Source organism: Glutamicibacter sp. B1 (assembly GCF_039602135.1).
GTDB lineage: Bacteria > Actinomycetota > Actinomycetes > Actinomycetales > Micrococcaceae > Glutamicibacter > Glutamicibacter ectropisis.
The window spans coordinates 959,182-983,231 of record NZ_CP125942.1; the positions used below are offsets into that span (position 1 = coordinate 959,182).

22 protein-coding genes are annotated in these 24,050 nt (G+C 55.8%); 16 read left to right on the forward strand and 6 right to left on the reverse strand.

Features of this window, described 5'->3' with window-relative positions; translation table 11 throughout:
- Positions 1–113 precede the first annotated feature (113 nt).
- From tsf to QMQ05_RS04470, 5 genes are all read left to right on the forward strand, one after another.
- The gene (gene tsf, locus QMQ05_RS04450; protein WP_058255614.1) at positions 114–950 is read left to right on the forward strand and encodes a translation elongation factor Ts; all 837 of its coding nucleotides are present in this window, start codon (positions 114–116) and stop codon (positions 948–950) included.
- A 203-nt stretch (positions 951–1,153) separates the two neighbouring features.
- Positions 1,154–1,876, forward strand: a complete 723-nt coding sequence (gene pyrH / locus QMQ05_RS04455) for a UMP kinase (protein ID WP_013348327.1) — start codon at positions 1,154–1,156, stop codon at positions 1,874–1,876.
- Positions 1,877–1,953: 77 nt separating this feature from the next.
- Positions 1,954–2,511, forward strand: a complete 558-nt coding sequence (gene frr / locus QMQ05_RS04460) for a ribosome recycling factor (protein ID WP_334121660.1) — start codon at positions 1,954–1,956, stop codon at positions 2,509–2,511.
- Positions 2,511–3,776, forward strand: a complete 1,266-nt coding sequence (locus QMQ05_RS04465; protein WP_345473365.1) for a phosphatidate cytidylyltransferase — start codon at positions 2,511–2,513, stop codon at positions 3,774–3,776. The genes frr and QMQ05_RS04465 overlap by 1 nt, the downstream gene beginning before the upstream one ends.
- A gap of 123 nt (positions 3,777–3,899) precedes the next feature.
- Positions 3,900–4,472 (forward strand): DivIVA domain-containing protein, encoded by a 573-nt coding sequence (locus QMQ05_RS04470; RefSeq protein WP_345473367.1) that lies wholly within the window; start codon positions 3,900–3,902, stop codon positions 4,470–4,472.
- 97 nt (positions 4,473–4,569) lie between these two features.
- Here QMQ05_RS04470 and QMQ05_RS04475 read toward each other — a convergent pair whose 3' ends face one another.
- Complete coding sequence (locus tag QMQ05_RS04475) at positions 4,570–5,073, reverse strand: MarR family winged helix-turn-helix transcriptional regulator (protein WP_345473369.1); 504 nt, start codon at positions 5,071–5,073, stop codon at positions 4,570–4,572.
- Between the two features lie 39 nt (positions 5,074–5,112).
- On the opposite strand from QMQ05_RS04475, the gene QMQ05_RS04480 reads away from it, so the two are divergent.
- Positions 5,113–6,039: an EamA family transporter gene (locus QMQ05_RS04480; RefSeq protein ID WP_345473371.1), complete on the forward strand. Its 927-nt coding sequence runs from the start codon at positions 5,113–5,115 to the stop codon at positions 6,037–6,039.
- Here QMQ05_RS04480 and QMQ05_RS04485 read toward each other — a convergent pair.
- Genes QMQ05_RS04485 through QMQ05_RS04500 form a run of 4 tightly spaced genes read right to left on the reverse strand, consistent with a single transcriptional unit; the run spans position 5,990 to position 9,814 of the window.
- Entirely contained in the window at positions 5,990–7,471 is a 1,482-nt protein-coding gene (locus QMQ05_RS04485) for a cation acetate symporter (protein WP_434063171.1), read from the reverse strand. The genes QMQ05_RS04480 and QMQ05_RS04485 overlap by 50 nt on opposite strands.
- Positions 7,464–7,871, reverse strand: coding sequence for a hypothetical protein (locus tag QMQ05_RS04490; RefSeq protein WP_334121665.1), 408 nt, complete (start codon positions 7,869–7,871; stop codon positions 7,464–7,466). The genes QMQ05_RS04485 and QMQ05_RS04490 overlap by 8 nt, the downstream gene beginning before the upstream one ends.
- A 15-nt stretch (positions 7,872–7,886) precedes the next feature.
- Positions 7,887–8,603: a LytR/AlgR family response regulator transcription factor gene (locus tag QMQ05_RS04495; protein ID WP_334121666.1), complete on the reverse strand. Its 717-nt coding sequence runs from the start codon at positions 8,601–8,603 to the stop codon at positions 7,887–7,889.
- 29 nt (positions 8,604–8,632) lie between these two features.
- Complete coding sequence (locus QMQ05_RS04500; protein ID WP_345473374.1) at positions 8,633–9,814, reverse strand: sensor histidine kinase; 1,182 nt, start codon at positions 9,812–9,814, stop codon at positions 8,633–8,635.
- Between the two features lie 195 nt (positions 9,815–10,009).
- On the opposite strand from QMQ05_RS04500, the gene QMQ05_RS04505 reads away from it, so the two are divergent.
- Together QMQ05_RS04505 and QMQ05_RS04510 are read left to right on the forward strand one after the other, a co-directional pair.
- Positions 10,010–10,354, forward strand: coding sequence for a DUF485 domain-containing protein (locus tag QMQ05_RS04505; RefSeq protein ID WP_345473376.1), 345 nt, complete (start codon positions 10,010–10,012; stop codon positions 10,352–10,354).
- Positions 10,355–11,980: a solute symporter family protein gene (locus QMQ05_RS04510; protein ID WP_345473378.1), complete on the forward strand. Its 1,626-nt coding sequence runs from the start codon at positions 10,355–10,357 to the stop codon at positions 11,978–11,980.
- Positions 11,981–12,071: 91 nt separating this feature from the next.
- Here the strand turns inward: QMQ05_RS04510 and QMQ05_RS04515 are convergent, their stop codons facing one another.
- Positions 12,072–12,533 carry an Lrp/AsnC family transcriptional regulator gene (locus QMQ05_RS04515; protein WP_334121670.1) on the reverse strand — a complete coding sequence of 154 codons (462 nt, stop codon included), beginning with the start codon at positions 12,531–12,533 and terminating at the stop codon, positions 12,072–12,074.
- 164 nt (positions 12,534–12,697) lie between these two features.
- On the opposite strand from QMQ05_RS04515, the gene pdhA reads away from it, so the two are divergent.
- The 8 genes from pdhA (at position 12,698) to QMQ05_RS04555 (ending at position 23,952) form a co-directional block, all read left to right on the forward strand.
- Positions 12,698–13,813 (forward strand): pyruvate dehydrogenase (acetyl-transferring) E1 component subunit alpha, encoded by a 1,116-nt coding sequence (gene pdhA, locus QMQ05_RS04520; protein WP_345474634.1) that lies wholly within the window; start codon positions 12,698–12,700, stop codon positions 13,811–13,813.
- A gap of 14 nt (positions 13,814–13,827) precedes the next feature.
- On the forward strand, positions 13,828–14,817 hold the full coding sequence (locus tag QMQ05_RS04525; protein WP_334121743.1) for an alpha-ketoacid dehydrogenase subunit beta: 990 nt from the start codon (positions 13,828–13,830) through the stop codon (positions 14,815–14,817).
- Positions 14,817–16,115 (forward strand): dihydrolipoamide acetyltransferase family protein, encoded by a 1,299-nt coding sequence (locus QMQ05_RS04530; protein WP_345473380.1) that lies wholly within the window; start codon positions 14,817–14,819, stop codon positions 16,113–16,115. Before QMQ05_RS04525 ends, QMQ05_RS04530 begins: the two co-directional genes overlap by 1 nt.
- Before the next feature lie 196 nt (positions 16,116–16,311).
- Entirely contained in the window at positions 16,312–17,943 is a 1,632-nt protein-coding gene (locus QMQ05_RS04535; RefSeq protein WP_345473382.1) for a peptide ABC transporter substrate-binding protein, read from the forward strand.
- 189 nt (positions 17,944–18,132) lie between these two features.
- Positions 18,133–19,059 carry an ABC transporter permease gene (locus QMQ05_RS04540; protein ID WP_334121672.1) on the forward strand — a complete coding sequence of 309 codons (927 nt, stop codon included), beginning with the start codon at positions 18,133–18,135 and terminating at the stop codon, positions 19,057–19,059.
- Positions 19,052–20,065 carry an ABC transporter permease gene (locus QMQ05_RS04545; RefSeq protein ID WP_334121673.1) on the forward strand — a complete coding sequence of 338 codons (1,014 nt, stop codon included), beginning with the start codon at positions 19,052–19,054 and terminating at the stop codon, positions 20,063–20,065. The genes QMQ05_RS04540 and QMQ05_RS04545 overlap by 8 nt, the downstream gene beginning before the upstream one ends.
- 3 nt (positions 20,066–20,068) lie before the next feature.
- Positions 20,069–21,712 (forward strand): ABC transporter ATP-binding protein, encoded by a 1,644-nt coding sequence (locus tag QMQ05_RS04550; protein WP_334121674.1) that lies wholly within the window; start codon positions 20,069–20,071, stop codon positions 21,710–21,712.
- Positions 21,713–22,152: 440 nt separating this feature from the next.
- On the forward strand, positions 22,153–23,952 hold the full coding sequence (locus QMQ05_RS04555) for an ABC transporter family substrate-binding protein (RefSeq protein ID WP_345473386.1): 1,800 nt from the start codon (positions 22,153–22,155) through the stop codon (positions 23,950–23,952).
- Positions 23,953–24,050: the final 98 nt, after the last annotated feature.

Genomic DNA, 24,050 nt, shown 5'->3' on the forward strand with positions numbered 1-24,050 from the left:
ACACTAGCGTGTTGATTGAGGCAAGTTCTACCAAGTCTTGTGGGACGGGCCGGAGAACCGACCCGTCCCACAAGCAAATCAAACTTGAAACTCCTAGCTGAATGGGATTGCACGTGGCAAACTACACCGCTGCTGATATCAAGGCACTGCGCGAGCGCACTGGCGCCGGCATGATGGACGTTAAGAAGGCTCTGGACGAGGCTAACGGCGACGCCGAGAAGGCCATCGAGATCATTCGCGTCAAGGGTCTGAAGGGCGCTACCAAGCGCGAAGGCCGCTCGACCGCTGAAGGTCTGGTTGCAGCTAAGGTCGACGGCAACGTTGGCGTTATGGTTGAAATCAACTGCGAGACCGACTTCGTAGCAAAGAACGATAAGTTCATCGCACTGGCTGACAAGGTTCTGAATGCCGCTGTTGCATCCGGTGCCGCTGACGCCGAAGCACTGTTGGCTTTCGAGCTGGACGGCAAGACCATCGGTGACACCGTCATCGAAGAAGGCGCAATCCTCGGTGAGAAGATTGTTGTTCGTCGCGTAGCCCGCATCGAAGGTGCCAAGGTTGCTTCGTACCTGCACAAGACCAGCAAGGACCTGCCAGCTCAGGTTGGCGTTCTGATGGCTGTGGATGCTGACAGCGAAGCTGCTGCAACCGTTGCCCACGACGTTGCTGTGCACACCGCTGCAATGGCTCCTACCTACCTGTCCCGCGAAGAGGTTCCAGAAGATAAGGTTGCCGATGAGCGCCGTATCGCTGACGAAACCGCTCGCGCAGAGGGCAAGCCTGAAGCTGCATTGACCAAGATCGTTGAAGGCCGTCTGACCGGCTTCTTCAAGGAGATCGTCCTGGTTGATCAGGCTTTCGCTAAGGATGCAAAGAAGACCGTAGGCAAGGTCTTCGAAGAAGCTGGCACCAAGCCAGTTGCTTTCGCACGCTTCCGTGTTGGCGCCTAAGCTTTCAGCTTCAGGCACTACATAACACGCATTAAGCGACTCGCATTCAGAGAAATCTGAGTGCACAAGATCAAAGGGAGGTGAGCACCGAGAAATAACTCGGTGACTCGCCTCCCTTTTCTTGAGCCCGGATCACAAGATAACTTGGGAACTGGGAAGTACTACCCACAGCTTGATTCCGACCTCCAGGAGTAAGACAACTTATGCCAACCACCCCAGCAACCAAACGTCGTCGCGTCCTGCTAAAGCTTTCCGGTGAGGTGTTCGGCGGTGGCAAGGTCGGCGTTGACCCAGACACCGTTCGTGGCGTGGCTCGGCAAATCGCCGAAACCGTGGGTGAAGTAGAAGTGGCCATCGTCGTTGGTGGCGGTAACTTCTTCCGCGGCGCTGAACTTTCGGCTGCAGGCATGGACCGCTCCCGTGCAGACTACATGGGCATGCTCGGCACCGTGATGAACTGCCTGGCCCTGCAGGACTTCCTAGAACAGTGCGGTGTGGAAACTCGCGTGCAGTCCGCCATCGCCATGGCACAGGTCGCCGAGAACTACATTCCACGTCGCGCCATCCGCCACATGGAAAAGGATCGCGTCGTCATCTTTGGTGCGGGCGCAGGTCTGCCATATTTCTCCACCGACACCGTCGCCGCTCAGCGTGCGCTGGAAGTGGATGCTGACGAGGTATTGATGGCTAAATCTGGCGTTGACGGCGTATACACTGCTGACCCGAAGAAGGATCCAACCGCACAGAAGCTGGACACCCTGACCTACAGCGAAGCACTGCTGAAGAACATTCGCGTGATGGACCAGACCGCCATGACCATGTGCCAGGATAACAAGCTGGATATGCTCGTCTTTGGTATGGAAGGCGAAGGAAACGTGGCTGCAGCTATCCGCGGTGAGCGGATCGGTACCACCGTCACCGTTTAATTGGTGATCGTAGCCTAGGATTGAAGTAGATTTATTTCCCGTTGCGGAAACACAGATGAAGAACTTGAGGAGTACCGGTGATTGAGGAAACGCTGGCGGAGACCGCCGAAAAGATGGAACGCACCATTGACGCTGCCAAGGAGGACTTCGCGACGATTCGTACCGGTCGCGCGCACCCAGGCATGTACTCGAAGGTCATGGTTGACTACTACGGTTCGCCAACCCCACTGCAGCAGCTGGCATCATTCGCTGTACCTGAGGCACGCACCATCACCATCACCCCATTCGACGTCACCGCAATGCGCGATATCGAAAAGGCTCTGGGCGACCCAGAAGTTGGTGCCAACCCTTCATCGGATGGCAAGATGATCCGCGTGGTATTGCCAGTACTGACCGAAGAGCGTCGTAAAGAATACGTCAAGCTGGCTAAGGCCAAGGGAGAAGACGCTCGTGTTGCACTGCGTAACCACCGTCGCAAGGCCAAGGACACCATTGACAAGCTGGTCAAGGATGGCGAAATTGGTGAAGATGAGGGTACCCGTGCAGAAAAGGACCTGGACGCATTGACTAAGAAGCACGTCGATTCGGTCGATGAGATTCTGAAGAACAAAGAAGCCGAGCTGCTGGAAGTCTAATGCCGGGCTCGACAGAGAACACTGGGGGCAACGCTTCGGCGGTGCCCTCAGTGGCATCCGGTAACGCCCAGCCGATGACTCGCCGTGAGGCCCGCGCCCTGCGTGAAGCGCAGGAAAAAGCCGAGAAGCGTGGTGGCAAAAAACGTAGCGAGCCCGCACAGGCTGCTGCGCCGCAGGCTTCCGAAGCGGAGCTTGTTGTTGACCTCGCACCATCGGCGCAGGACAAGGCCAAGACCGCTCACGCTAAACAGCGCGCAAAAATAGTTTTTGAGGCCGATAAAGAGCAACCGAACAAGGTGGCTCAACCGGCATCGGAGCAACCGGTGTCAGTCCAGCCCGAACCGCCGCACAGCGATTCTGAGGACCTGGCCGAGACCGGGGAACCCGATGCGCAGGAAGCAGCGATTCCGCCGGAACTGCTGATCGGCAACCCAGAGCCGAAAAAGTCGCGGGCAGGACGCAACCTTCCCGCGGCCATTGGTGTGGGCGTGGTGCTACTTGGCATCGTGCTCGCGGGGCTGTTCCTCTACGAACCGCTGTTGGTTTTCGCGGTGATCGTGCTGAGCGGCATTGGTTGCTGGGAAGTAGCGCGAGCCACGACCCACGCAAAAACTGCGGTGCCCCAGATCCCGTTGTATCTGGCCTCGATATTGCTTCCGGTCAGTGCAGTGCTTGGGGGAGTTGAAGCGCTGGGGTTCAGCTTTGTCGCCTGTATTCTCATCGCCTTGCTTTTCCGGCTCATGGAAGGGCTCAAGGGTGCCGTTGCCTCGGTGATGAGTAGTGTCTTTATCATCACCTGGGTGCCATTGTTGCTCTCTTTCGCGTTGTTGATGCTTGAAGGGGATAACGGTCAGTGGCTGATCGCTACCATCTTGTTGTTGGCGGTGGCCAACGATACCTTCGGCTACATCGTGGGTGTTTTGATCGGCAAGCATCCTATGGCGCCGAAAATTTCGCCCAAGAAGTCCTGGGAGGGCTTTAGCGGGTCGATGATCGGGTCGATGGCCATTGGTGCCTGTGCCATGTATTTCTGGCTCGATATGCCATGGTGGACCGGAGTGATCCTGGCCTTCTTTACCACCATTGCTGCCACCACTGGAGACTTCGCGGAGTCGATGGTGAAGCGCGAACTGGGTATTAAAGACATGAGTAATCTTTTGCCAGGCCACGGCGGAATCATGGACCGACTGGACTCGGTGCTCTTTGTGATCCCGCTGGGATACCTGATTTCGCACCTACTGGCGTGGAGCGTTGCGGTCTTCTGATCCGTTGATGAAGCTGCCTTGGTGTGGCCATTGAGCTAAGTGTGGCTCAACCAAATAGAATGGGGTGGGTGCCGTCTTCGGACGGTATTCCACTGACCTCTGACTAAAGAAAAAGGAACTGTCGTGTCGCAGCAGCAAGATGCTCCGTTTTCCCGCGTACCGGATTCGGAATTCGGCTACAACGCAAAGCAGGTTGATGCGTTCCTCAGCCGTGCCCGGGCCACCTTTAACGGTGGGGGAAATGACGACAGCGTGGTCACCAGCCACCTGATCCGCCGAACCACCTTCGCCCCACAAAAGGGCGGTTACCAGGCTCGTGAAGTCGATGGTGCGCTGGACCGACTGGAAGATGTTTTTGCCAAGCGGGAACGCGATGATCTCATTGCCCATCAGGGTGAGGAAGTCTGGTTGCAACAGGTCGGACGCCTGGCAGCCATTCTGCGTGGCCGTTTGCACCGTTCCAAGGGGGAGCGCTTCCGCCGCCCCTCACGGTCCAATGCGTCGAGCTACAACATTGAAGACGTGGATCGCCTCTGCGATCAGCTCATTGATTACTTCGAAAATGATGTGCCGATGGCCGTGGATGCGGTACGTCGTGTCGAATTCCGCTCTGCACAGGGCACCGAAGGATATGAAGAGTCCCAGGTTGATGCCTTCCTTGACCGTGTGGTCGAACTGATGGCATCCATCGACTAATTTTCAGCGATAACGCTGAACCTTAGCCGTCAAGACGAGTAGGAATCATTCCTTCCCGCCTTGGCGGCTTTGTCGTATCCCCAAGTACCGGTGGTGCTCAGAGATCGGCGGGTTCGTAATGAGTCAGCCAGCTTTTCAGCGCGTCCTCTAAATCAGCCTGTTCTTTCTTCCCCAGTTGGGCGATCAGTCGGGCCTCGTTATGAAGGTGCGCCGTCATTACCTCGTCAATCTTTTCTTTGCCCTGGGCAGTCAACGAGATATGACGTCGACGCTGATCGCCTTCATCGCTGTGACGGGTGACGTATCCGGCCGCCACGAGTCGGTCTAAACGCTTGGTGGTAGCTCCAGAAGTCACCATGGTTTGATCCGCGAGCTCGCTAGGAGCGAGGGAATAGGGTTCTCCGGTTCGTCGAAGGGTGGCGAGAACGTCAAACTCGGCCTCGGTGAGCCCATGTTCCGCGTACACGGCGCAGACCTCTTCGCGCAGGAAGATCGCCAGACGGTGCAGTCTGCCGATGATTCCCTGCGGGCGTGGATCCAGGTCCGGGCGTTCCTTGGCCCATTGTCGTTGGATGCGGGCGACGTGATCTAGATGCTCCATGTCTTTATTATAGTTTCCAAGGAAGCTAATATAGTTTCCATGGAAACTAATTCAGGGATCGGCGGATCTCATAACCTTCACCTCGGCAGGCTGGCGGTCACCGCCATCGCGCCGATCGCCTGGGGCTCAACCTACTACGTCACCAAAGAATATTTACCCAGCGATGCCGCATTGTGGGGTGCTGTCTTTCGTGCACTACCGGCAGGATTGATCCTGCTGTTGTTCGCTCGCAGACTGCCCACCGGTAGTTGGTGGTGGAAATCCCTGGTGCTCGGCACCCTAAATATCGGCGCGTTCTTCGCACTGGTGTATGCGGTAGCCCAGATCCTGCCCTCCAGTATTGCTGCAACGACCATGGCAGTTTCAGCTGGAGTCCTCATGCTCGTGGCATGGCCACTACTAGGAGAGCGTCCGACACGCTGGCCACTTCTTGGAGCAGCCTTGGGCTTTGTTGGTGTGGCCATCATGGTCTTTGACGGCCAAAGTCAGATCAACATGCTCGGCATCTTGTTATCCCTCACCGCCATGAGCATCTCAAGTCTTGGATTTGTGCTCGCCAAAAAGTGGTCCGACGGGCAGCGAATCTTGGATACCACCGCATGGCAGTTACTTGCCGGTGGGCTGCTGCTGTTACCTTTTGCGTGGCTGATCCAAGGACCGCCGCCGGCTCTGGATACTCGTGCGGTGCTGGGCTTTGGGTACCTGAGTCTGATTGCCACGGCCACAGCATTTTTGGCCTGGTTTAGCGGACTGCGCCATCTGCCCTCGGCAACGGTTGGACTACTGGGGCTACTGAACCCAGTGACCGGCGTGATCCTCGGAACCTTATTGGCCAACGAAACCTTCGGGTTCCAAAGTCTTGCCGGCATGGCCATGGTGCTTTCCGGAGTACTTATTGGGGTGTTGGCCCAGCGGATTAAGCGGGGAACTTCGCATCGCGATCGGGTACATGTAGCAACGCCATAACCCGGTCTACATTGCCCGGGACCGTACGCCGTGTACCGTGTGAAACCACAATCATCACTACGAAGGCCAACGGCACACTCCAGGCCGCTGGCTGGCGCAGTAAATGGATCCACCACTGGTCGGTAGCAGGTAGGAAAATACCGGCAATCAACGACGCACCACAGGTAATGGAACCCACCAGCAATCCAGCAATGGCACCCTTGGCAGTCAAAGAACGCCACCAAATGCCCAACAGCAATAGTGGGCAGATGGTCGATGCGGTGAAAGCGAACACGTTGCCAATGGCCCCAGCCAAGGCCAGGGAGCTGGTGAGTACGGCAATGAGTACTGGCAGGGCAATGGCTAGTACGGTAGAGATTCTAAAACCGCGCACCGTTCCAGCGAAGAACTCCTGCGAGATGGCACCGGCCAAGGATACCGCCAGGCCCGAGGTCGTAGACAAGAATGCGGCAAAGGCACCCCCGACCACAATGGCGGTGAGGACATCGGCGAGAAAACCATCAAATAACCTGGCTGGCAACAGCAGAATGGTCGCGTCGGTTTCATTGATGGCGCCAAGTTCCGGAGTGTACAAGATCCCTAGAACGCCCAGCGTGGTGGGCAAGAGATAGAAGGCGGAAAGCAAGCACAACACGATCACCGTAGTGGACCGTGCAGCCTGGCCGGTGGGGTTTGTATAAAAACGCACCAGCACATGCGGTAGCCCCAAGGTGCCAAAGAGTAGCGCCAGAATAATTGACACCGTCTCGTAGATATTCATCGTATTCACCGATTCGAGCTGCGTGTACAGTAGCGCAGCTCGTTCGCTACTGGCCTGTTCGGGAATTGCGCGGATCAGCAGGAAAATCGTGGGGATGACCAAGGCCGCGAGCTTGAACCAGTACTGAAAAGCTTGCACAAAGGTCACCGAGCGCATGCCACCAGAAAACACGGTCACGCACACCACCGCGGCCACCACGACTGGGCCAACCCAACTGGGAAGACCGGTAGCAATCGATAGCGTCAGGGCCGCTCCGTGCATTTGCGGCACGATGTACAACCAGCAGATCACCACCACTAAATAAGTGGTCAGCTTTCGCAAAGCGGGCGAAGTATCGAAGCGAATCTGCGCAAAATCAGGAATCGTGTAGGCCTGCGAGCGGCGCATCGGGGCGGCCACAAAGAGCAGTAGCATCAAGTATCCCGCGGTATATCCGATGGGGAACCACAGCCCAGACTGTCCGGAGAGCACAATGAGCCCTGCCACCCCGAGGAAGGATGCGGCCGATAGGTATTCGCCGCCGATGGCCGAGGCATTCCACCACGGGCGCACGGTGCGTGAAGCCACATAAAAATCTGAGGTGGTACGGGAAATTCTTAGCCCGAAAAAGGCGATCAGCATGGTGGTCACACAGACCACGATTAGGGCGAGGACGGAGAGCAAACTAGTCACGACTGATGCTCCGATACCGTCGTTCATTCCGTGCGGCCGCCCGGTTAAAAAGCATGCCGGCAACAATAATGAGCGGGTACATGCCAATGCCTAAAACCCACCAGGGAAGCGGAATGCTCACCAACCGGATCGTGGAAAGTACCGGCCAGAAGACCAATAATGCGCAGATACCCACCAACAGGATCAGCAGGCCGGCAGCCACCGCACAGGCCAAGCGCAGTTGGGAGCGGATGAGCTGTCGGACGTAGAATTCTTCAGCCGTGTGTTCCGGGGGTTGATAGGTGACCGAAAGTGATGCGTCCTGCGGCGCTTGGACCCGAACACGTTGCGGACGCTGTTGGGCAAAACGTCCGGCAGGTACCTGTGGCGAGTCATCCCGGGGAGAATCAGGGGCTTGCATGCGGTTCCCAAAATCCTAGAGTGGGCGAACGCGATTGGCAGCCAAACGTTCGCGCAAATACGGTAGCGCGCGACGAGAAATGGGCAACTCCGCCCCGTGCACAATCACGGCAGCCTTACCGGTTTGCAAACGCACCGTTTCGATCTTGTCCATGCACACCAGGTAGGAACGGTGGATGCGCACAAAGCCAGAATCGCCCCACTGCTGTTCCAGATCGTTGAGCGGAACGCGGATCAGGTAGCTCGAATCCTTGGTATGCAACCGGGCATAATCGCCCTGGGCCTGCACATAGGCGATATCACCCAAGGGAATCAGTTTGGTGATGCCACCTTGATCAACGGTGATCATTTCGGGCTTGACCGGGGTCTCTTCCACCAATTCGCAGATGCGGCGTACAGATTCAGCCAGACGTTGCGGGCGAATGGGCTTTAGCACGTAGTCGATCGCGGCCAGCTCAAAAGCCTGCAGGGCCTGATCTTCATCGGCGGTGACAAAAACGATCAGCGGGGGATGGGTAAAGCGAGAAATGACCCGGGCAATATCAAGACCGGACAGCGCCGGCATATGGATATCAAGGAAGAGCGCATCAACTTCGTGCTCTTCTAGGGCCTTGAGGGCTGCGGCGCCGGAGGTTGCCCGGTGAATCTTGCCGATGCGTGAATCTTGGCTCAGCAGAAAAGAGATCTCTTCTACTGCAGGGAGTTCATCGTCGGCCACCACCACGTTAATCATGGAAAAATTCTACCGTTCTATGAGTTTTTCTAAACATCTGAGCCACTGGTGTCAGGCGCACGGAATTTAGGAACGCGCAGGGTGATCAGTGTTCCGGCCCCTGGGGCGGTCTCGATGACTAGCCCATTGGAATTTCCGTACAACTGGCGTAGGCGTAAATCAACGTTACGCAATCCGACGTGCATGGTGGTGGTTGTCCCGGCCAGTACACCAGCTAGTTGTTCCGGGTCCATGCCCATCCCGTCATCTTCTACGCTAATGACCGCGTGCAGGCCATCTTCGGTGGCGGTGATCGAGATGACTCCGCCATCCGGGCGGGCTTCTAGTCCGTGGCGTACCGCATTTTCGACCAGTGGTTGTAAGGCCAAAAAAGGAATCTGGGTAGGTAAGACTTCGGGAGCGATCTGCAATGAGACCTTGATGCGGTCCCCGAAGCGGGCCTTTTCCAATAAGAGGTAACGGTCGATCGCTTCAAGTTCTTCGGCCAGGGTGGTGAACTCGCCGCGTCGCCGAAAAGAGTAGCGGGTAAAGTCGGCAAATTCGATCACCAATTCACGGGCGCGTGCTGGATCCGTATTGATGAAGGAGGCAATGGCGTTCAGCGAGTTATAGATGAAGTGCGGGGAGATCTGTGCGCGCAGGGCCCGCATTTGGGCTTCGAGCAGCATGGCTTTGGACTCGTCGAGTTGTGCCGTGGAGACCTGCGCGGAGACAAAGACCGCGACCTCGGAGACGGCCCGCACAAAGCTGGCACCGGCACGCTCGGAGAGTGCCACCACGGTCCCCACGCTTTGGTCTCCCACGGTGATGGGTGCAGCGACGATATCCATGGAGGATGAATGCATCACCTGAGTTTTATTCGTGGCCAGCGCACTGGCGAAGGCTTTGGCCGAGTCTTCCTCTAATTGCGCGGTGAATTCGATCCCAGAATCCGTGGCGAGGATGCGTGTGGTGTCACTGATCAGCAGTACCTGAGAGTTCAAGAGCCGGCGCAGTGCCTTGGCGCTCTTGGCTGCGCCTTCTTCGGTCAGTCCGCGCTCTAAGTGGGGGACCGCAACGGACATGTGGTGCAGGGTTTTGTAGGTGGCTTCCTCGGCGTCGGTACCCATCTCCTTGGTGGAACGGGAAATCCTGAAACCGAAGTATCCGATGATGCTGATGCCAAGCACCACGATGACCACGATCAGGGTGATTTGCAACGCAGGAGACATGGTTCCATCTTAGGGCCCCGATTTTCTTCGACCGTTCAGCGTCGGCTTTGATGCCGTTGAGCGCAGATTCTGACCCGTTGAGCCACTACTGGCCAAATACCCCTAGTCGCCAACACAATCTTCGCCAATAGTGAATTGAGTCACACATACGATGTGCTTTTCGTCACATCACTAACTCGCTCAAGGAGGGCCCGAATGAGTGCCAACCCGGAACACGACGTCACCGGTGACGTCGACTTTGTTGCGGAGAGCCAATCCGAGGAATTTCAGGAACTGCGCAAAACTCACCGCAGTTTCGTTTTCCCGATGGCTATCTTTTTCCTCGTCTGGTATTTCGCCTACGTCTTGCTGGCTGACTACTTCCATGACTTCATGTCAATCAAGGTCTTTGGCAACGTCAACTTGGGTATCCTCCTTGGGCTGTTGCAGTTCGTCTCAACCTTCGCGATTACCGCCGCCTACGTCAGCTTCTCGAATAAAAAGCTGGATCCCAAGGCAACTCGTATTCGCGAGCGCCTGGAAAATCAGGGAGTGAAGTAAATGGATCAGCTCTCAATTCTTGCCCAGGGCGCGGCCGAGTCAACACAGGTTGGCAACCCACTGGTGAACATCGGCATCTTTATTGCCTTCGTGGGGATCACCCTGGTGATCGTGCTGCGTGCTTCGAAAAACAACAAGACTGCCGCCGACTACTATGCTGGTGGACGCTCCTTTACCGGAACACAAAACGGTACAGCGATTGCCGGCGACTACCTTTCGGCGGCCTCGTTCCTCGGCATTGTTGGTGCGATTGCTATCAACGGTTATGACGGCTTCCTGTACTCCATCGGCTTCTTGGTCGCCTGGCTGGTAGCACTGCTGTTGGTCGCCGAGCTGCTGCGTAATACCGGTAAGTTCACCATGGCTGATGTGCTCTCCTTCCGTCTCAAGCAGCGTCCGGTACGCATTGCCGCGGCCATCTCCACCCTCGCGGTGTGCGTGTTCTACCTACTGGCACAGATGGCTGGCGCTGGTGCACTGGTCTCCTTGCTGCTCGGCATTGACGAGAAGCTCGGCCAGTCGCTGGTGATCGTGATCGTCGGCGCGCTGATGATCCTCTACGTGCTGGTTGGCGGCATGAAGGGCACCACCTGGGTGCAGATCATCAAGGCCTGCCTGTTGATCGCCGGTGCATTGATCATGACCGTATGGACCCTAGCGATGTTCGGCTTCAACTTCTCCGAGCTGCTGGGTAAGGCCGCTGAGGTGGCTGGTAATCCTGAGCTGTTGAACCCGGGTCTGCAGTACGGCAAGTCTGAAGCTTCTAAGCTGGACTTCATTTCCTTGGCGCTGGCCTTGGTGCTTGGTACCGCTGGTCTGCCGCACGTGCTGATGCGCTTCTACACGGTGCCCACAGCGAAGGAAGCTCGCAAGTCGGTGGTCTGGGCGATCTGGTTGATCGGTGCTTTCTACCTGTTCACCCTGGTGCTGGGCTTCGGTGCCGGTGCGCTGATCGGTCCGGATCGGATCAAGGCTGCTCCAGGTGGCGTGAACTCGGCTGCTCCACTGTTGGCCTATGAATTGGGCGGCACCGTACTGCTGGGTCTGATCTCGGCCGTAGCCTTCGCCACCATCCTCGCGGTGGTCGCGGGTCTGACCATTACCGCGGCTGCCTCCTTCGCTCACGATGTGTACGCCTCGGTGATCGCCAAGGGCAAGTCCACCCCCGAGAAGGAAATGAAGGTAGCTCGACGCACCGTTTTGGTCATCGGTATCTTCGCTATCGCCGGTGGCATTGGTGCACAGGGTCAGAACGTGGCCTTCCTGGTGGCCTTGGCCTTCGCGGTGGCTGCTTCGGCCAACCTGCCAACCATCTTGTACTCGCTGTTCTGGAAGGGATTCAAGACCCGCGGTGCACTGTGGTCCATGTACGGTGGCCTGGGTTCGGCGTTGATCTTGATCATCCTCTCGCCGGTGTTCTCCGGTTCCGAGACGTCGATGATTCCAAGTATCGACCTGTCAGTCTTCCCGCTGGCTAACCCTGGCATCATCTCGATTCCGTTGGCCTTCTTCCTAGGCTGGTTGGGGTCGGTGACCGATAAGGGCACCGAGGATGTCACCAAGCAGGCGGAAATGGAAGTTCGTTCACTGACTGGCGTGGGTGCCGAGAAGGCAGTGAACCACTAAGTTCGGGTAGGTAAACGAGCAAGTAAAAAAGAAAAGCATGACTGTGGGGACCAACCGAGGCGGCTGGTCCCCACAGTCATGCTTGTCGATTTTAGCGGGAGGAAGACTTGATGGAATGGCGTAGTAAAGCCGTGGTGCGGTAGGGAACAAGTTGGGCCATGGACAGCGCCGAATCGGCGCGGTTGACCCCATCGATGTGCAGCAGTTGACCGTGCACCCTAAAGAGTTGTTCGGCATCTTTGGCTGCCACGCGCACTAGGATGTCGGCGGTACCGGTCAAGCCGTGGGCTTCTAAGACTTCGGGGATGGTGGCCAACTTGGTTGCTATCTCTTCGAGATAGCGCTGATCAACGTGAAGCTCGATAAAGGAGAGTAATCCGTAGCCAAGGGCCGCCGGTGGAATCCGGCGGTCGGGAGATTCTAAGACTTCATTCTCAAGCCGAGTCATCCGTGACTGCACCGTGTTGCGCCCCAGGTTCAATGCCGTGGCAATAGCCGCGCCGGTGCGTTTTTTGGCTGTGGCCAGCGCTAGCAGGATACGTCGATCTGTCATGTCCAAGGGGTGCATAATGAGCACGTTAGCACTGGATCTGAGTGATAAACAGTGCGTTTTGCGTTAATTTCTGAATCGCCATTGTGCGTCCTGCCTTACGTGAGTAGCATCACATTAAGCGGGGTTCGATGAAGAATCTCGCCACCGACTACGTGAGAGTTAGGATGCCGATCGTGTCCACACAACACATGGACGTAGCCGCTGGAAGCTTACCAACGCATCAGCTGCTGAACGTCGACGGGAAACGAATCCCCGATGAAGAACTTGACCACCATCTCAAGGACCTCAAAGAGGCGGACCTCGCAGATTTTCTGCGCGATATGGTCGTGCTTCGACGGATGGATAATGAAGCCACCGCCCTGCAACGTCAAGGACAGCTAGGTCTTTGGGCACCTCTGCTTGGACAGGAAGCAGCACAAATTGGTTCGGTCCGAGCCACCGAAGATGACGATTTCATTTTCCCCTCCTATCGAGAACACGGAGTGGCCTGGGCTAGGGGAGTGCAAGCCGAAGATCTACTCAGCGTTTGGCGCGGAGCCCAAGCCAGCGGCTGGGACCCGAATGAAGTGAACATTGCCTGCCAGCAGATTGTTATTGGTTCACAGGCTTTGCATGCTGCCGGTTATGGCATGGGCATTAAATTTGATGGTGGAAAGCAAGTCTCCGTGGCATACTTTGGCGATGGTGCCACCAGCCAGGGCGACGTAAGTGAAGCCATGGTCTTTGCGGCCAGCTATCAGGCCCCGGTGCTCTTCTTCTGTCAGAACAACCAGTGGGCCATCTCGGAACCGGTCACCCTGCAAAGCCGCACCCACATTGCTGACCGTGCTCACGGTTTTGGGCTTAAGACTTGGCGTGTGGACGGTAATGACATTCTTGCCGTGTACGCAGCAACCAAGGCTGCTTTGGCTCACGCCCGACATGGCCTGGGTCCCACTTTCATCGAAGCGGTGACCTACCGCATGGGTTCGCACACCACAGCCGATGACCCCAGCCGCTACCGTAAGGCCGAACAACTCGAAGAGTGGAAGGCCAAAGACCCCATTGATCGATTGGTGAAGTACCTGCATGAAATGGGTGCCGATGTTCAGTCCTATGAACAGCGCGCCCAGAATGCTGCAGATGAGATGGCGGCGAAACTACGCGCTGCGATCACCAGCATGGAAGACCCCAAGGTGGAGGAACTCTTCTCTAATGTCTATGCCGAACCGCATGAACCCACCCAACGGGCCGAGCGAAACTACCTGAATTACTTGGCGGACTTTGAGGGTGGTGAATAGTCGTGGCCACCACCATGCTCAAAGCACTCAATAAGTCATTGCACGATGCGCTCGACGAAGACGAGAAAGTGATTCTGCTCGGCGAAGACATCGGCACGCTCGGTGGAGTCTTCCGCGTTACCGATGGGCTGAAAGCAGAATTCGGCGAACACCGTGTTGTTGACACCCCGTTAGCCGAATCAGGAATTGTTGGCACCGCGATCGGCTTGGCCTACCGAGGTTATCGGCCGGTGGTCGAGATCCAGTTTGATGGGTTCACCTACCCCGCTTTTGACCAGCTCGTCTCACAACTGGCCAAACTGCACTACCGCTCCCGTGGCCGAGTGAAGATGCCGGTCACCGTCCGCATTCCCTATGGCGGTGGCATCGGTTCTCCGGAGCACCACTCTGAATCACCCGAGGCGTACTTTGCACATACCGCAGGGCTGCGGGTTTTTGCCCCATCTAGCGTTGAAGACGCTTATACGATGCTTCGTCAGGCAATCACCTGCGATGATCCGGTGATCTTCTTTGAACCAAAGCGCCGCTACCACGAGAAGAGCGATGCACAACTGGGCGAAGTCCAACCGGAGGCATCACCGAAGGCAAAGATTATTCGTTCTGGAAGCGATGTCACGGTCGTCGGTTATGGGCCAACCACCTACACGCTGATCGATGCGGGGATGGCTGCCGAAGATGAAGGCACCAGTCTGGAGATTATTGATCTGCGCAGCCTGGACCCACTGGATATGGACACCATCGCACAATCGGTACAACGTACCGGGAAACTCGTCGTAGTTCATGAAGCCAGCCGCACCAGCGGTTTAGGTGCAGAAATCTGTGCTGAAATTACCGAGCGATGCTTCGACTATTTACAGCATGCTCCCTTGCGAGTGACCGGGTTTGATGTTCCCTATCCACCCTCGAGGTTAGAAAACCACCACTTACCCGACCTGGATCGAGTGATGCATGCAGTGGATACCGTGATGCGACACCATGAGGCGAGCAAGGGAGCTGCCCAGTGATGACGGATCAAACTTTTAAGCTTCCAGATCTTGGCGAAGGACTCACCGAATCTGAGGTCCTGAACTGGAAAATCAAGGTTGGCGAGCATGTGGCGCTGAACCAGGTGATTGCCGAGGTGGAAACCGCGAAGGCGGTTGTCGAATTGCCTTCCCCCTTTGCTGGGGTAGTGCAAGAGATTCACGCACAGCAGGGGGAAGTTGTCCAAGTCGGTGGCCCCCTAGTCACCTTCGGCGGCGAGGAATCGGTGCAAGACACCGAATCCGTCTCTTCAGAAGCGCAGCGGACGCCAACCCTGGTGGGCTATGGTGCGCCGGCGTCTACTGGGGCTCGACCTGCACGTAAGTCTCGGCCTGTGCGACCTGCACAACCTGTCACGGTGGAGCACCACAAGGAACAGCGATCTGCGGTCACTCGTTGTACACCGCCAGTACGTAAGCTGGCCCGGGACCACGGTGTGGACATCTCCGCGCTCGCCGGGAGCGGTGAAGATGGCCTGGTGCTGCGCCGTGATGTGCAAGAAGCGATTGATGCCAGACATGGATCTAATGAGGGCGCAAATACTGTCGACAAGAGTGGGTCGCAACGGCCGGTGGGAACCGAAGACCGGCATATAAAGATCACGGCAGTTCGCCGCGCAACGGCCAAAGCGATGGTGCAGTCGGCGTTTACCGCTCCGCATGCCACCGAATTCTTGACCGTCGACGTCAGTGAATCAATGGCGCTTATCGAGCGGATGCGTTCTCATCCTTTGATGAGTGATGCCAAATTGAACATCACAACATTGGCCGCCTTGGTCGTGACCCGATTGTTGCGTACCTACCGTGCGTTGAACTCGTCGTGGGATGAGGCGGCTGACGAAATCATTGAGTACGGCTCGGTGAACTTGGGCATGGCGGTGGCCAGTGACCGCGGGTTGCTGGTTCCTGTGGTGAAGAACGCTCAAGACTTGCCACTACCTGAGTTGGCGGCTGCCTTGGGCGAGATTATTTCTCAAGGCCGTGCTGGCAGCCTCTCGCCAGCGCAGTTATCCGGTGGTACTTTTTCAATTACAAACGTTGGAGTGTTCGGCGTAGATGCTGGGACACCAATTCTTCCTCCGGGGCAAGCGGGAATCTTGGCACTAGGCCAAGTGAAACGCAGGCCTTGGGAGTATCGAGATGAAGTAGCGCTTCGCCATACCATGACTTTGGCTTTGTCGTTTGATCACAGAGTGGTTGACGGCAAAGAAGCAAGTGAGTTCCTCTCAGGTGTCGGCTCGGTTTTGGAGGACCCAGGATTGATGAATATTTTTATTTGAGAACAAACGAAAGTTGACTCGGGAATAATATTTTTGCCCGAGTGACAAAAGGGATTTCAAGCATTGCTTTCATGAATATTCATTGGTTGTTTCGCAATTTTTGATGTAATCTCATTCACTACGTGCTACAGCTCACGCTTGCCTGCACGGCTCTGCGAAACGCAGAAGCAGCAACCTTATGTTGAGGAGAAATAGGATGCGATACTCGCACGCATCTAAGGCTGTCGTTCTATCAGCAGCCTTGGCACTGACCCTGTCGGCTTGTGGCGGCGGTTCAACTGATTCCGCAGGCGGCGAAGGAGACGGCTCGTACGTCGTCACCGCAAACACCACCGAACCACAAAATGGCCTACTGCCGGCTAACACCAACGAAGTTGGTGGCGGTCGCGTTATGGACCTGCTCTTCACGGGCTTGGTCAGCTATGACGCAAAGGGTGCTCCGGTCAATGAACTCGCAGAGTCCATTGAGACCACGGATTCCCAGAACTACACCATCAAGATCAAGTCCGGTGAGACTTTCTCCGATGGTTCCCCTGTTACTGCTGCTTCGTTCGTGGATGCCTGGAACTTCGGTGCCGCAGCCAAGAACGCTCAGCTGAACTCCTACTTCTTCGAATCCATCAAGGGCTTCGACAAGGTAAACGCTGAAAAGTCCACGGAAGACAAGATGGAAGGTCTGAAGGTTGTCGATGACACCACCTTCACCGTCGAGCTCTCCCAGCCAGAATCTGACTTCCCACTGCGTCTTGGCTACACCGCTTTCATGCCATTGCCAGAAGCAGCCTTCGAGGATCCTAAGGCCTTCGGCGAAAAGCCTGTTGGCAACGGCCCATACAAGCTGACCGAGTGGAACCACGACGTCAACCTGAAGATGGACGTCAACGAGAACTACGACGGTCCACGTAAGGCCGCTAACGGTGGCATCGACTTCAAGGTCTACCAGTCCACCGATTCGGCCTACCAGGATTTGGTCTCCGGAAACCTGGACGTACTGGATCAGATCCCACCAAGCCAGCTCGCTTCCTACCAGTCTGACCTGGGTGACCGTTCGGTCAACTCGCCATACGCTGGTAACGCAACCATCACCATCCCTGGCTACCTGGATCACTTCAAGCAGGATGAAGAGGGTAACCTCCGCCGTGCAGCGATCTCGCGTGCTATCGACCGTCAGCTGATCATCGACAAGGTGTACCAGGGCGGCAAGGTTATCGCTAAGGACTTCACCGCTCCAGTGATCGAAGGCTACGACGACAGCCTGCCTGGCAGCGAGGTCCTCGCCTTTGATGCTGACGAAGCTAAGAAGCTTTGGGCCGAAGCAGACAAGATTAGCAAGTGGGATTCCGGCGATGAATTCTCCATCGGCTACAACGTTGATGGTGCCGGTAACAAGGAATACGTCGAGGCAGTTGTTAACCAGCTGAAGAACAACCTTGGTATCAACGCGACTGCCAAGTCGTTCAGCTCCTTCAAGGAACTTCGCGCTAAGGTCACCTCCTACACCATGACCGGTGGCTTCCGTACCGGTTGGCAGGCTGACTACCCATCGCTGTACAACTTCCTGGGCCCACTATTCGGTACCGGTGCAGGTTCCAATGATGGCAAGTACTCCAGCAAGGAATTTGACGACGCACTGGCCAAGGGCCTGGCTGCGACCGACGCCGCTGAGGGTGCCAAGATCTTCAACCAGGCACAGGAGATCTTGTTCAAGGATCTTCCAGCAATCCCACTGTGGTACCAGGCTGTCCAGGGTGGTTGGAGCGAAAACGTATCCAACGTTGAGTTTGGTTGGAACGGTGTTCCAATCTACAACGAAATCACTGGTAAGTAAGTAATTTCAGCGTTCTGGCTAGATAGGCCGGAAATTGCTGAAGGACGCGTCAAGGGAGACCCGAATAAATGGGGGTCTCCCTTTGGCGTGTCTGATCTGCCTCCCAAAAATAAACGTCGAAATATTTATCGACGGAAAGAGGGAAATTATGGCCAAGTGCCCTCCTGCATCTCGAGGTGAGATGCACGCATGCTAAGTTTCATGCTGAAAAGAATTGCCCAGCTGATCCCGGTCTTTATCGGTGCAACACTGCTGGTGTACTTCTTGGTTTTTGCAACTCCCGGTAACCCGATTGATGCTCTTTCCGGCGGCAAGCCAATGTCAGACGCGACGCGGGCGGCGCTAGAGGCTCAGTACAATTTGGACAAGCCTTTCTGGGTCCAATACGGGTTGTACCTGAAGAATCTGGTGACCTTCGACTTGGGAACCTCGTTCTCCGGGCAGGAAGTTAGTGCCCTCTTAGGCCGCGCCTTCCCAGTCACCGCACGCCTTGCGATTCTTGCTCTGCTTATTGAAGGCGTTTTTGGTGTCATCTTTGGTGTCATCGCTGGTATGCGTAAGGGCAAGTGGTTCGATTCGACCATTCTCGTTGCATCCCTCATCGTGATCGCTGTGCCAACCTTCGTACTTGGCTTCGTACTTCAGTTCGTAATTGGTGTGAAACTTGAATGGGTCAAACCCACTGTTTCCGGCGCGGCAACCTGGGGCGAACTCTTCTTGCCGGCCCTCGTGCTTGGTCTGGTCTCACTGGCATATGTGGTCCGTTTGACCCGTACCTCGGTGATTGAAAACAAGTCCGCTGACTTTGTGCGTACCGCCACCGCCAAGGGCTTGAGCCGAAACCGCGTCGTTTCTGTACACATTCTTCGTAACTCCCTGATCCCGGTTGTGACCTTCCTCGGCGCTGACCTAGGTTCGCTCATGGGTGGCGCGATTGTCACCGAAGGTATTTTCAACGTGCCAGGTGTTGGACACTTGCTGTATTCGGCAATTCAAAAGGGTGAGACTCCGACCGTGGTCGCTATCGTCGGTGTTTTGGTGATCATTTTCGTTGTCGCCAACCTGATCGTGGATATGCTGTACGCACTGCTTGACCCAAGGATTCGTTATGCCTGAGAACCAGAATTTTAATCCGGAAGACGGCCTGCCAATTAGTAAGGTTCGCGCAGGCAAAGTCTCCAAGTACAAGATTGAGCACTTTGTTGCTCCTTTGGATGAGACCCCGCTTCAGGCTGTCGACTCCGTGAAGGAAACAGGTAAGCCACTGTCCATGTGGGCCGAGGCTTGGCGTTCCCTGCGCAAGCAGCCACTGTTTATCATTTCCGCAATCCTGATTCTTGCGGTCATCGTGGTTGCAGCGTTCCCACAGCTGTTCAGCTCCCAGGACCCAACCTATTGCGCTCTGGAAAACTCAAATGAGCCCGGCCGAGCCGGCCACATTATGGGCTTCAATCTTCAGGGCTGCGATATCTACGCGCGCGTTATCTACGGCACGCGAGCATCGCTCTTGGTTGGTATTTTCACGACCTTGATTGTTGTTGTCGTCGGCGGTGCATTGGGTGCACTGGCTGGATTCTACGGCGGCTGGATCGACGCCATCTTGGCACGTTTGGGCGATATCTTCTTCGCACTGCCACTGATCCTCGGTGCCATCATCGTGATGCAGCTTCCTGCATTCCGAGATAATCGAAGTGTCTGGACAGTCATTGTCACCCTGGCGATCTTCGGTTGGCCTCAGCTTGCACGTATTACGCGTGGTGCGGTCATCGAAGCGCGAGATGCCGACTACGTGAAGGCATCGCGAGCCTTGGGCCTGTCCCGATTCCGTTCACTGGTGAAGCACGTTATTCCAAACTCGCTAGCACCGATCATTGTTGTGGCGACCGTGAACCTCGGCGTGTACATCGTGGCCGAAGCAACGCTGTCCTTCCTTGGCGTTGGATTGCCACCGGACGTCATGAGTTGGGGAAATGATATTTCATTGGCCCAGCAGCAGCTTCGTAGCAACCCAATGATGTTGATGTGGCCTGCACTGTTCCTTTCGGTGACGGTTTTGAGCTTCATCATGCTCGGCGATGCGGTGCGTGACGCACTGGATCCAAAGGCCCGGAAGGGAGCCTAGACGATGACTGAAACTGCAACTCCGAAGCCATTGCTGGAAATCAAGGACTTGGCGATTACCTTCTCCACTCCTGATGGCCCAGTACATGCGGTTCGTGATGCAAACTTCACCGTAATGCCCGGGGAGACCGTGGCGATCGTGGGTGAATCCGGGTCCGGTAAATCGACTTCAGCATTGGCGGCCATTGGCCTGCTGGCTGGTAATGGTTCTGTTTCTTCGGGACAGATCCTTTTTGATGGTGAAGACATCGCGCATGCCAGCGAAAAACGATTCGTTGAGCTCCGCGGTAACCACATTGGTATGGTTCCGCAGGACCCCATGTCCAACTTGAACCCAGTGTGGAAAATAGGCTTCCAGGTTAAGGAAACTCTGAAGGCAAACGGTCTGGCGGGGGATAACCCCAAAGAACGCGTTGCTCAGATTCTTGCTGATGCGGGCCTGCCCAATCCGGAAGTTCGTGCTGGTCAATACCCTCACGAATTCTCGGGCGGTATGCGACAGCGTGCACTGATTGCTATCGGTTTGGCTTGTCGTCCGCGTCTGCTCATCGCTGATGAGCCCACCAGCGCCCTGGACGTGACGGTTCAGCAGCAGATCCTGGATCACCTTGATACGATGACCAGCGAGCTGGGCACCGCAGTCTTGTTGATCACCCACGACCTAGGTTTGGCAGCAGAACGTGCCGAAAAGGTTGTCGTGATGTACAAGGGTCGTGTTGTTGAATACGGTCCTGCGCTGGACATCTTGCGCAACCCTCAGCACCCTTACACGAAGCGACTGATCAGCTCTGCTCCGTCCTTGTCGGCACAGCGTGGTGACAAGCATGAGGCTATCGTTGATGAAATCGTTCCAGGTAAGGCTGAGCCACTGCTCAAGGTTAAAAACCTGACCAAGATTTACGACATCCGCAAGGGCTTCGGCAAGAAGGAAAAGTTCACTGCCGTGGACAACGTTTCCTTCGAGATTCCGAAGGGCACCACCACTGCAGTGGTGGGCGAATCCGGTTCTGGTAAGTCCACGATTGCGCAGATGGTGCTGAACCTTTTGGACAAGACCGAAGGCGAGATCGTCTTTGACGGCGAACAAATCGGTAATTTGAGCGAGAAGAATCTGTTCAAGTACCGACGCCGCGTTCAGCCGATTTTCCAGGATCCTTATGGCTCACTCGACCCGATGTTTTCGATTTACCGAACCATCGAGGAACCTTTGCGCATTCACGGGATCGGCAATGCCGCCTCGCGTCAGAAGAAGGTCAAGGAATTGCTCGAACAGGTGTCGATGCCGGCCTCGACCATGCACCGATTCCCGAACGAGCTCTCCGGCGGTCAGCGGCAGCGTATTGCTATCGCGCGTGCATTGGCCTTGCAGCCTGAAATGATCGTCTGTGATGAGGCAGTTTCTGCGTTGGACGTTTTGGTTCAGGCTCAGGTTCTTGAGCTCTTGGACGAGCTTCAGCGGGAGATGGGATTGACTTACCTGTTCATCACCCACGACCTTGCTGTGGTCCGCCAGATCGCGGACAACGTGTGCGTGATGGAGCATGGAAAGATCGTTGAGCAGGGGACTGCTGACGAAATCTTCGATGCTCCGAAGAGCGAATACACCCGCAACCTGTTGGGTGCGATTCCGGGTGCTTCTTTGATCTAAGCAGACTCGTTCTACGCCTACAGAGGACCGTCAAAACCGAAAGGTTTTGGCGGTCCTCTGCTGTTAAGCAGGGATTCACGAACCGTCATATTCAACGAATATTTCAGATTTTTTCAAACTGAAGCAAACGTTGCAAAACTGTTATAAAACTATTCATGAAACATACTTGTAACTTGGGTGTTCTGATTGAATTTTCCCAATCTGAAAGAAACCCTTGAAATCTCGCGGATGTGGCGTGCATCGCACTAACTGGTCGGTAACAAGCTCGTTGCAAATGGCTCGCAAGAGTGCGTCGAGCATGGAGATATGAAACGAATCTTTCTCTATCCAAGCCAGAAAATTCAGGTTAGTGTATTCCTCAATGGATCGGTCATGTGACTTGTTCCACAGTGAGTCACAACGATTCACAGCTCGTATCATCACGAATTCAAGGAGGCGAAATGCGGTTTCAGCGCGTTTCGAAAGCGGTTGTCGTAGGCGCAGCCATGGCGTTGGCACTTTCTGCATGTGCCCCAGGCGGTAGCGATTCTTCTTCGGAAGCAAGCAAGAGCACCGAGTCGAATGGCGGCGCCGAGGTTACCAACTCCGGCCTGGCTGATCTAGGTGATGTCACCACCAAGGACGACACCATCAAGGTGACTGTTGGTGCTCCAGAGTTCATCAGCTACAACGGCTTCACCCCACAGACGTATTCGACGTACAACTCGGCCATCACAGACCGCATGTTCGCGGGCTTCTACTACATGGGCACCGACGGTACGATCTATCCGAACAAGGATCTGGGCTCCTACGAAAAGGTCAGCGACGATCCGCTGACCATCAAATACACCATCAATGAGAACGCCAAGTGGTCCGATGGAACTCCGATCACCGTGGCTGACTCAGTCCTCGCCTGGGCTACCCAGAACTTGAACTTGAACTCCGGTGACAAGGACAAGCCACTGTTCAACTCAGTGTCCACCGACTTGGGTGACACGGTGCCCAAGGGCCCAGAAGGAGCTGCTGACGGTAAGGAATTCACCGTCACCTTCAAGGATCCAGATCCAGACTGGCAGCTTCAGACCTGGATGCTGCACCCAGCACACGTTGTCGCTAAGAAGGGCGGCTTGAGCACTGACGAACTAGTTCAGGCAATCCGCGATGGCGATTCTAAGAAACTGGAGAAGGCCGCCAAGTTCTGGAACGAAGGCTGGATGACCAAGCCAGGCACCTTGCCTGATGAAGCCGATGTGCCAGTTTCCGGTCCATACAAGCTGGAGTCCTGGAAGGCCGGCGAGTCGGTGACCTTGACCGCCAATGAAAACTACTACGGCACCGCTCCTGCCACCAAGAACTTGAACTTCCGCTTCTTGGCTGACACCGGCATGGTTCAGGCGCTGCAGAACAAGGACGTCGACGTCATTGCTCCACAGCCAACCGTTGATACCCTCGCTCAGCTTGAAGGCTTGGGTAAGGCCGTCAGCATCCAGCAGGGTGACACCTTGACCTGGGAGCACCTGGACTTCAACTTTGCCGAGGGCAACGAGATGAACAATCTTGAACTGCGTAAGGCCTTCGCCATGTGTGTTCCTCGCCAAGAAATCGTTGACAACTTGGTCAAGCCGTTGAACCCTGAGGCTACCGTGATGAACTCTCGCGAAGTCTTCCCGTTCCAAGATAACTACCAAGAAGTCGTCGATGCATCCTATGACGGTCGCTACGATCAGGTCGATATCGATGGCGCCAAGAAGATCCTGGAAGATCAGGATGCTGTCGGTACCGAGATTCGCATCGGTTACTCAGCACCAAACGAGCGACGCACCAATGAAGTTGCAGCCATCAAGTCCTCATGCGACAAGGCAGGCTTCAAGGTCAAGGATGCCGGCGACGCTAAGTTCTTCGCACCGGGCGGCACTCAGGAACGTGGCGACTACGAAGTAGCACTGTTCGCATGGGCAGGTTCGGGCCAGATCACTTCGGGTCAGAACATCTACTCCACGGGCAAGCCACAGAACTACGGCAAGTACTCGAACGAAGCCGTCGACGAGGCCTGGACCAAGTTGGCAACCTCGCTTGATCCTGCGGTTCACGCCGAACAGACCAAGGTCATCGAGAAGCTGCTGTGGGACGACCTGTATGGTATCCCACTGTTCGCACACCCGGGCTTGAGCGCTTCGGGATCCGATATCCAGAATGTCCGTCACACCGCTACCCAGAGCGGCATCGTATGGAATGCCGAACAGTGGCAGCGTGCTGAATAAGCCTTCAGGGCAAACAAATCGCTAACACCAACTGCGAGCGCCCGCGGGGCCCGATCATCATCGGGCCCCGCGGTGTGTCCGCCACCAGTATCAGGTGA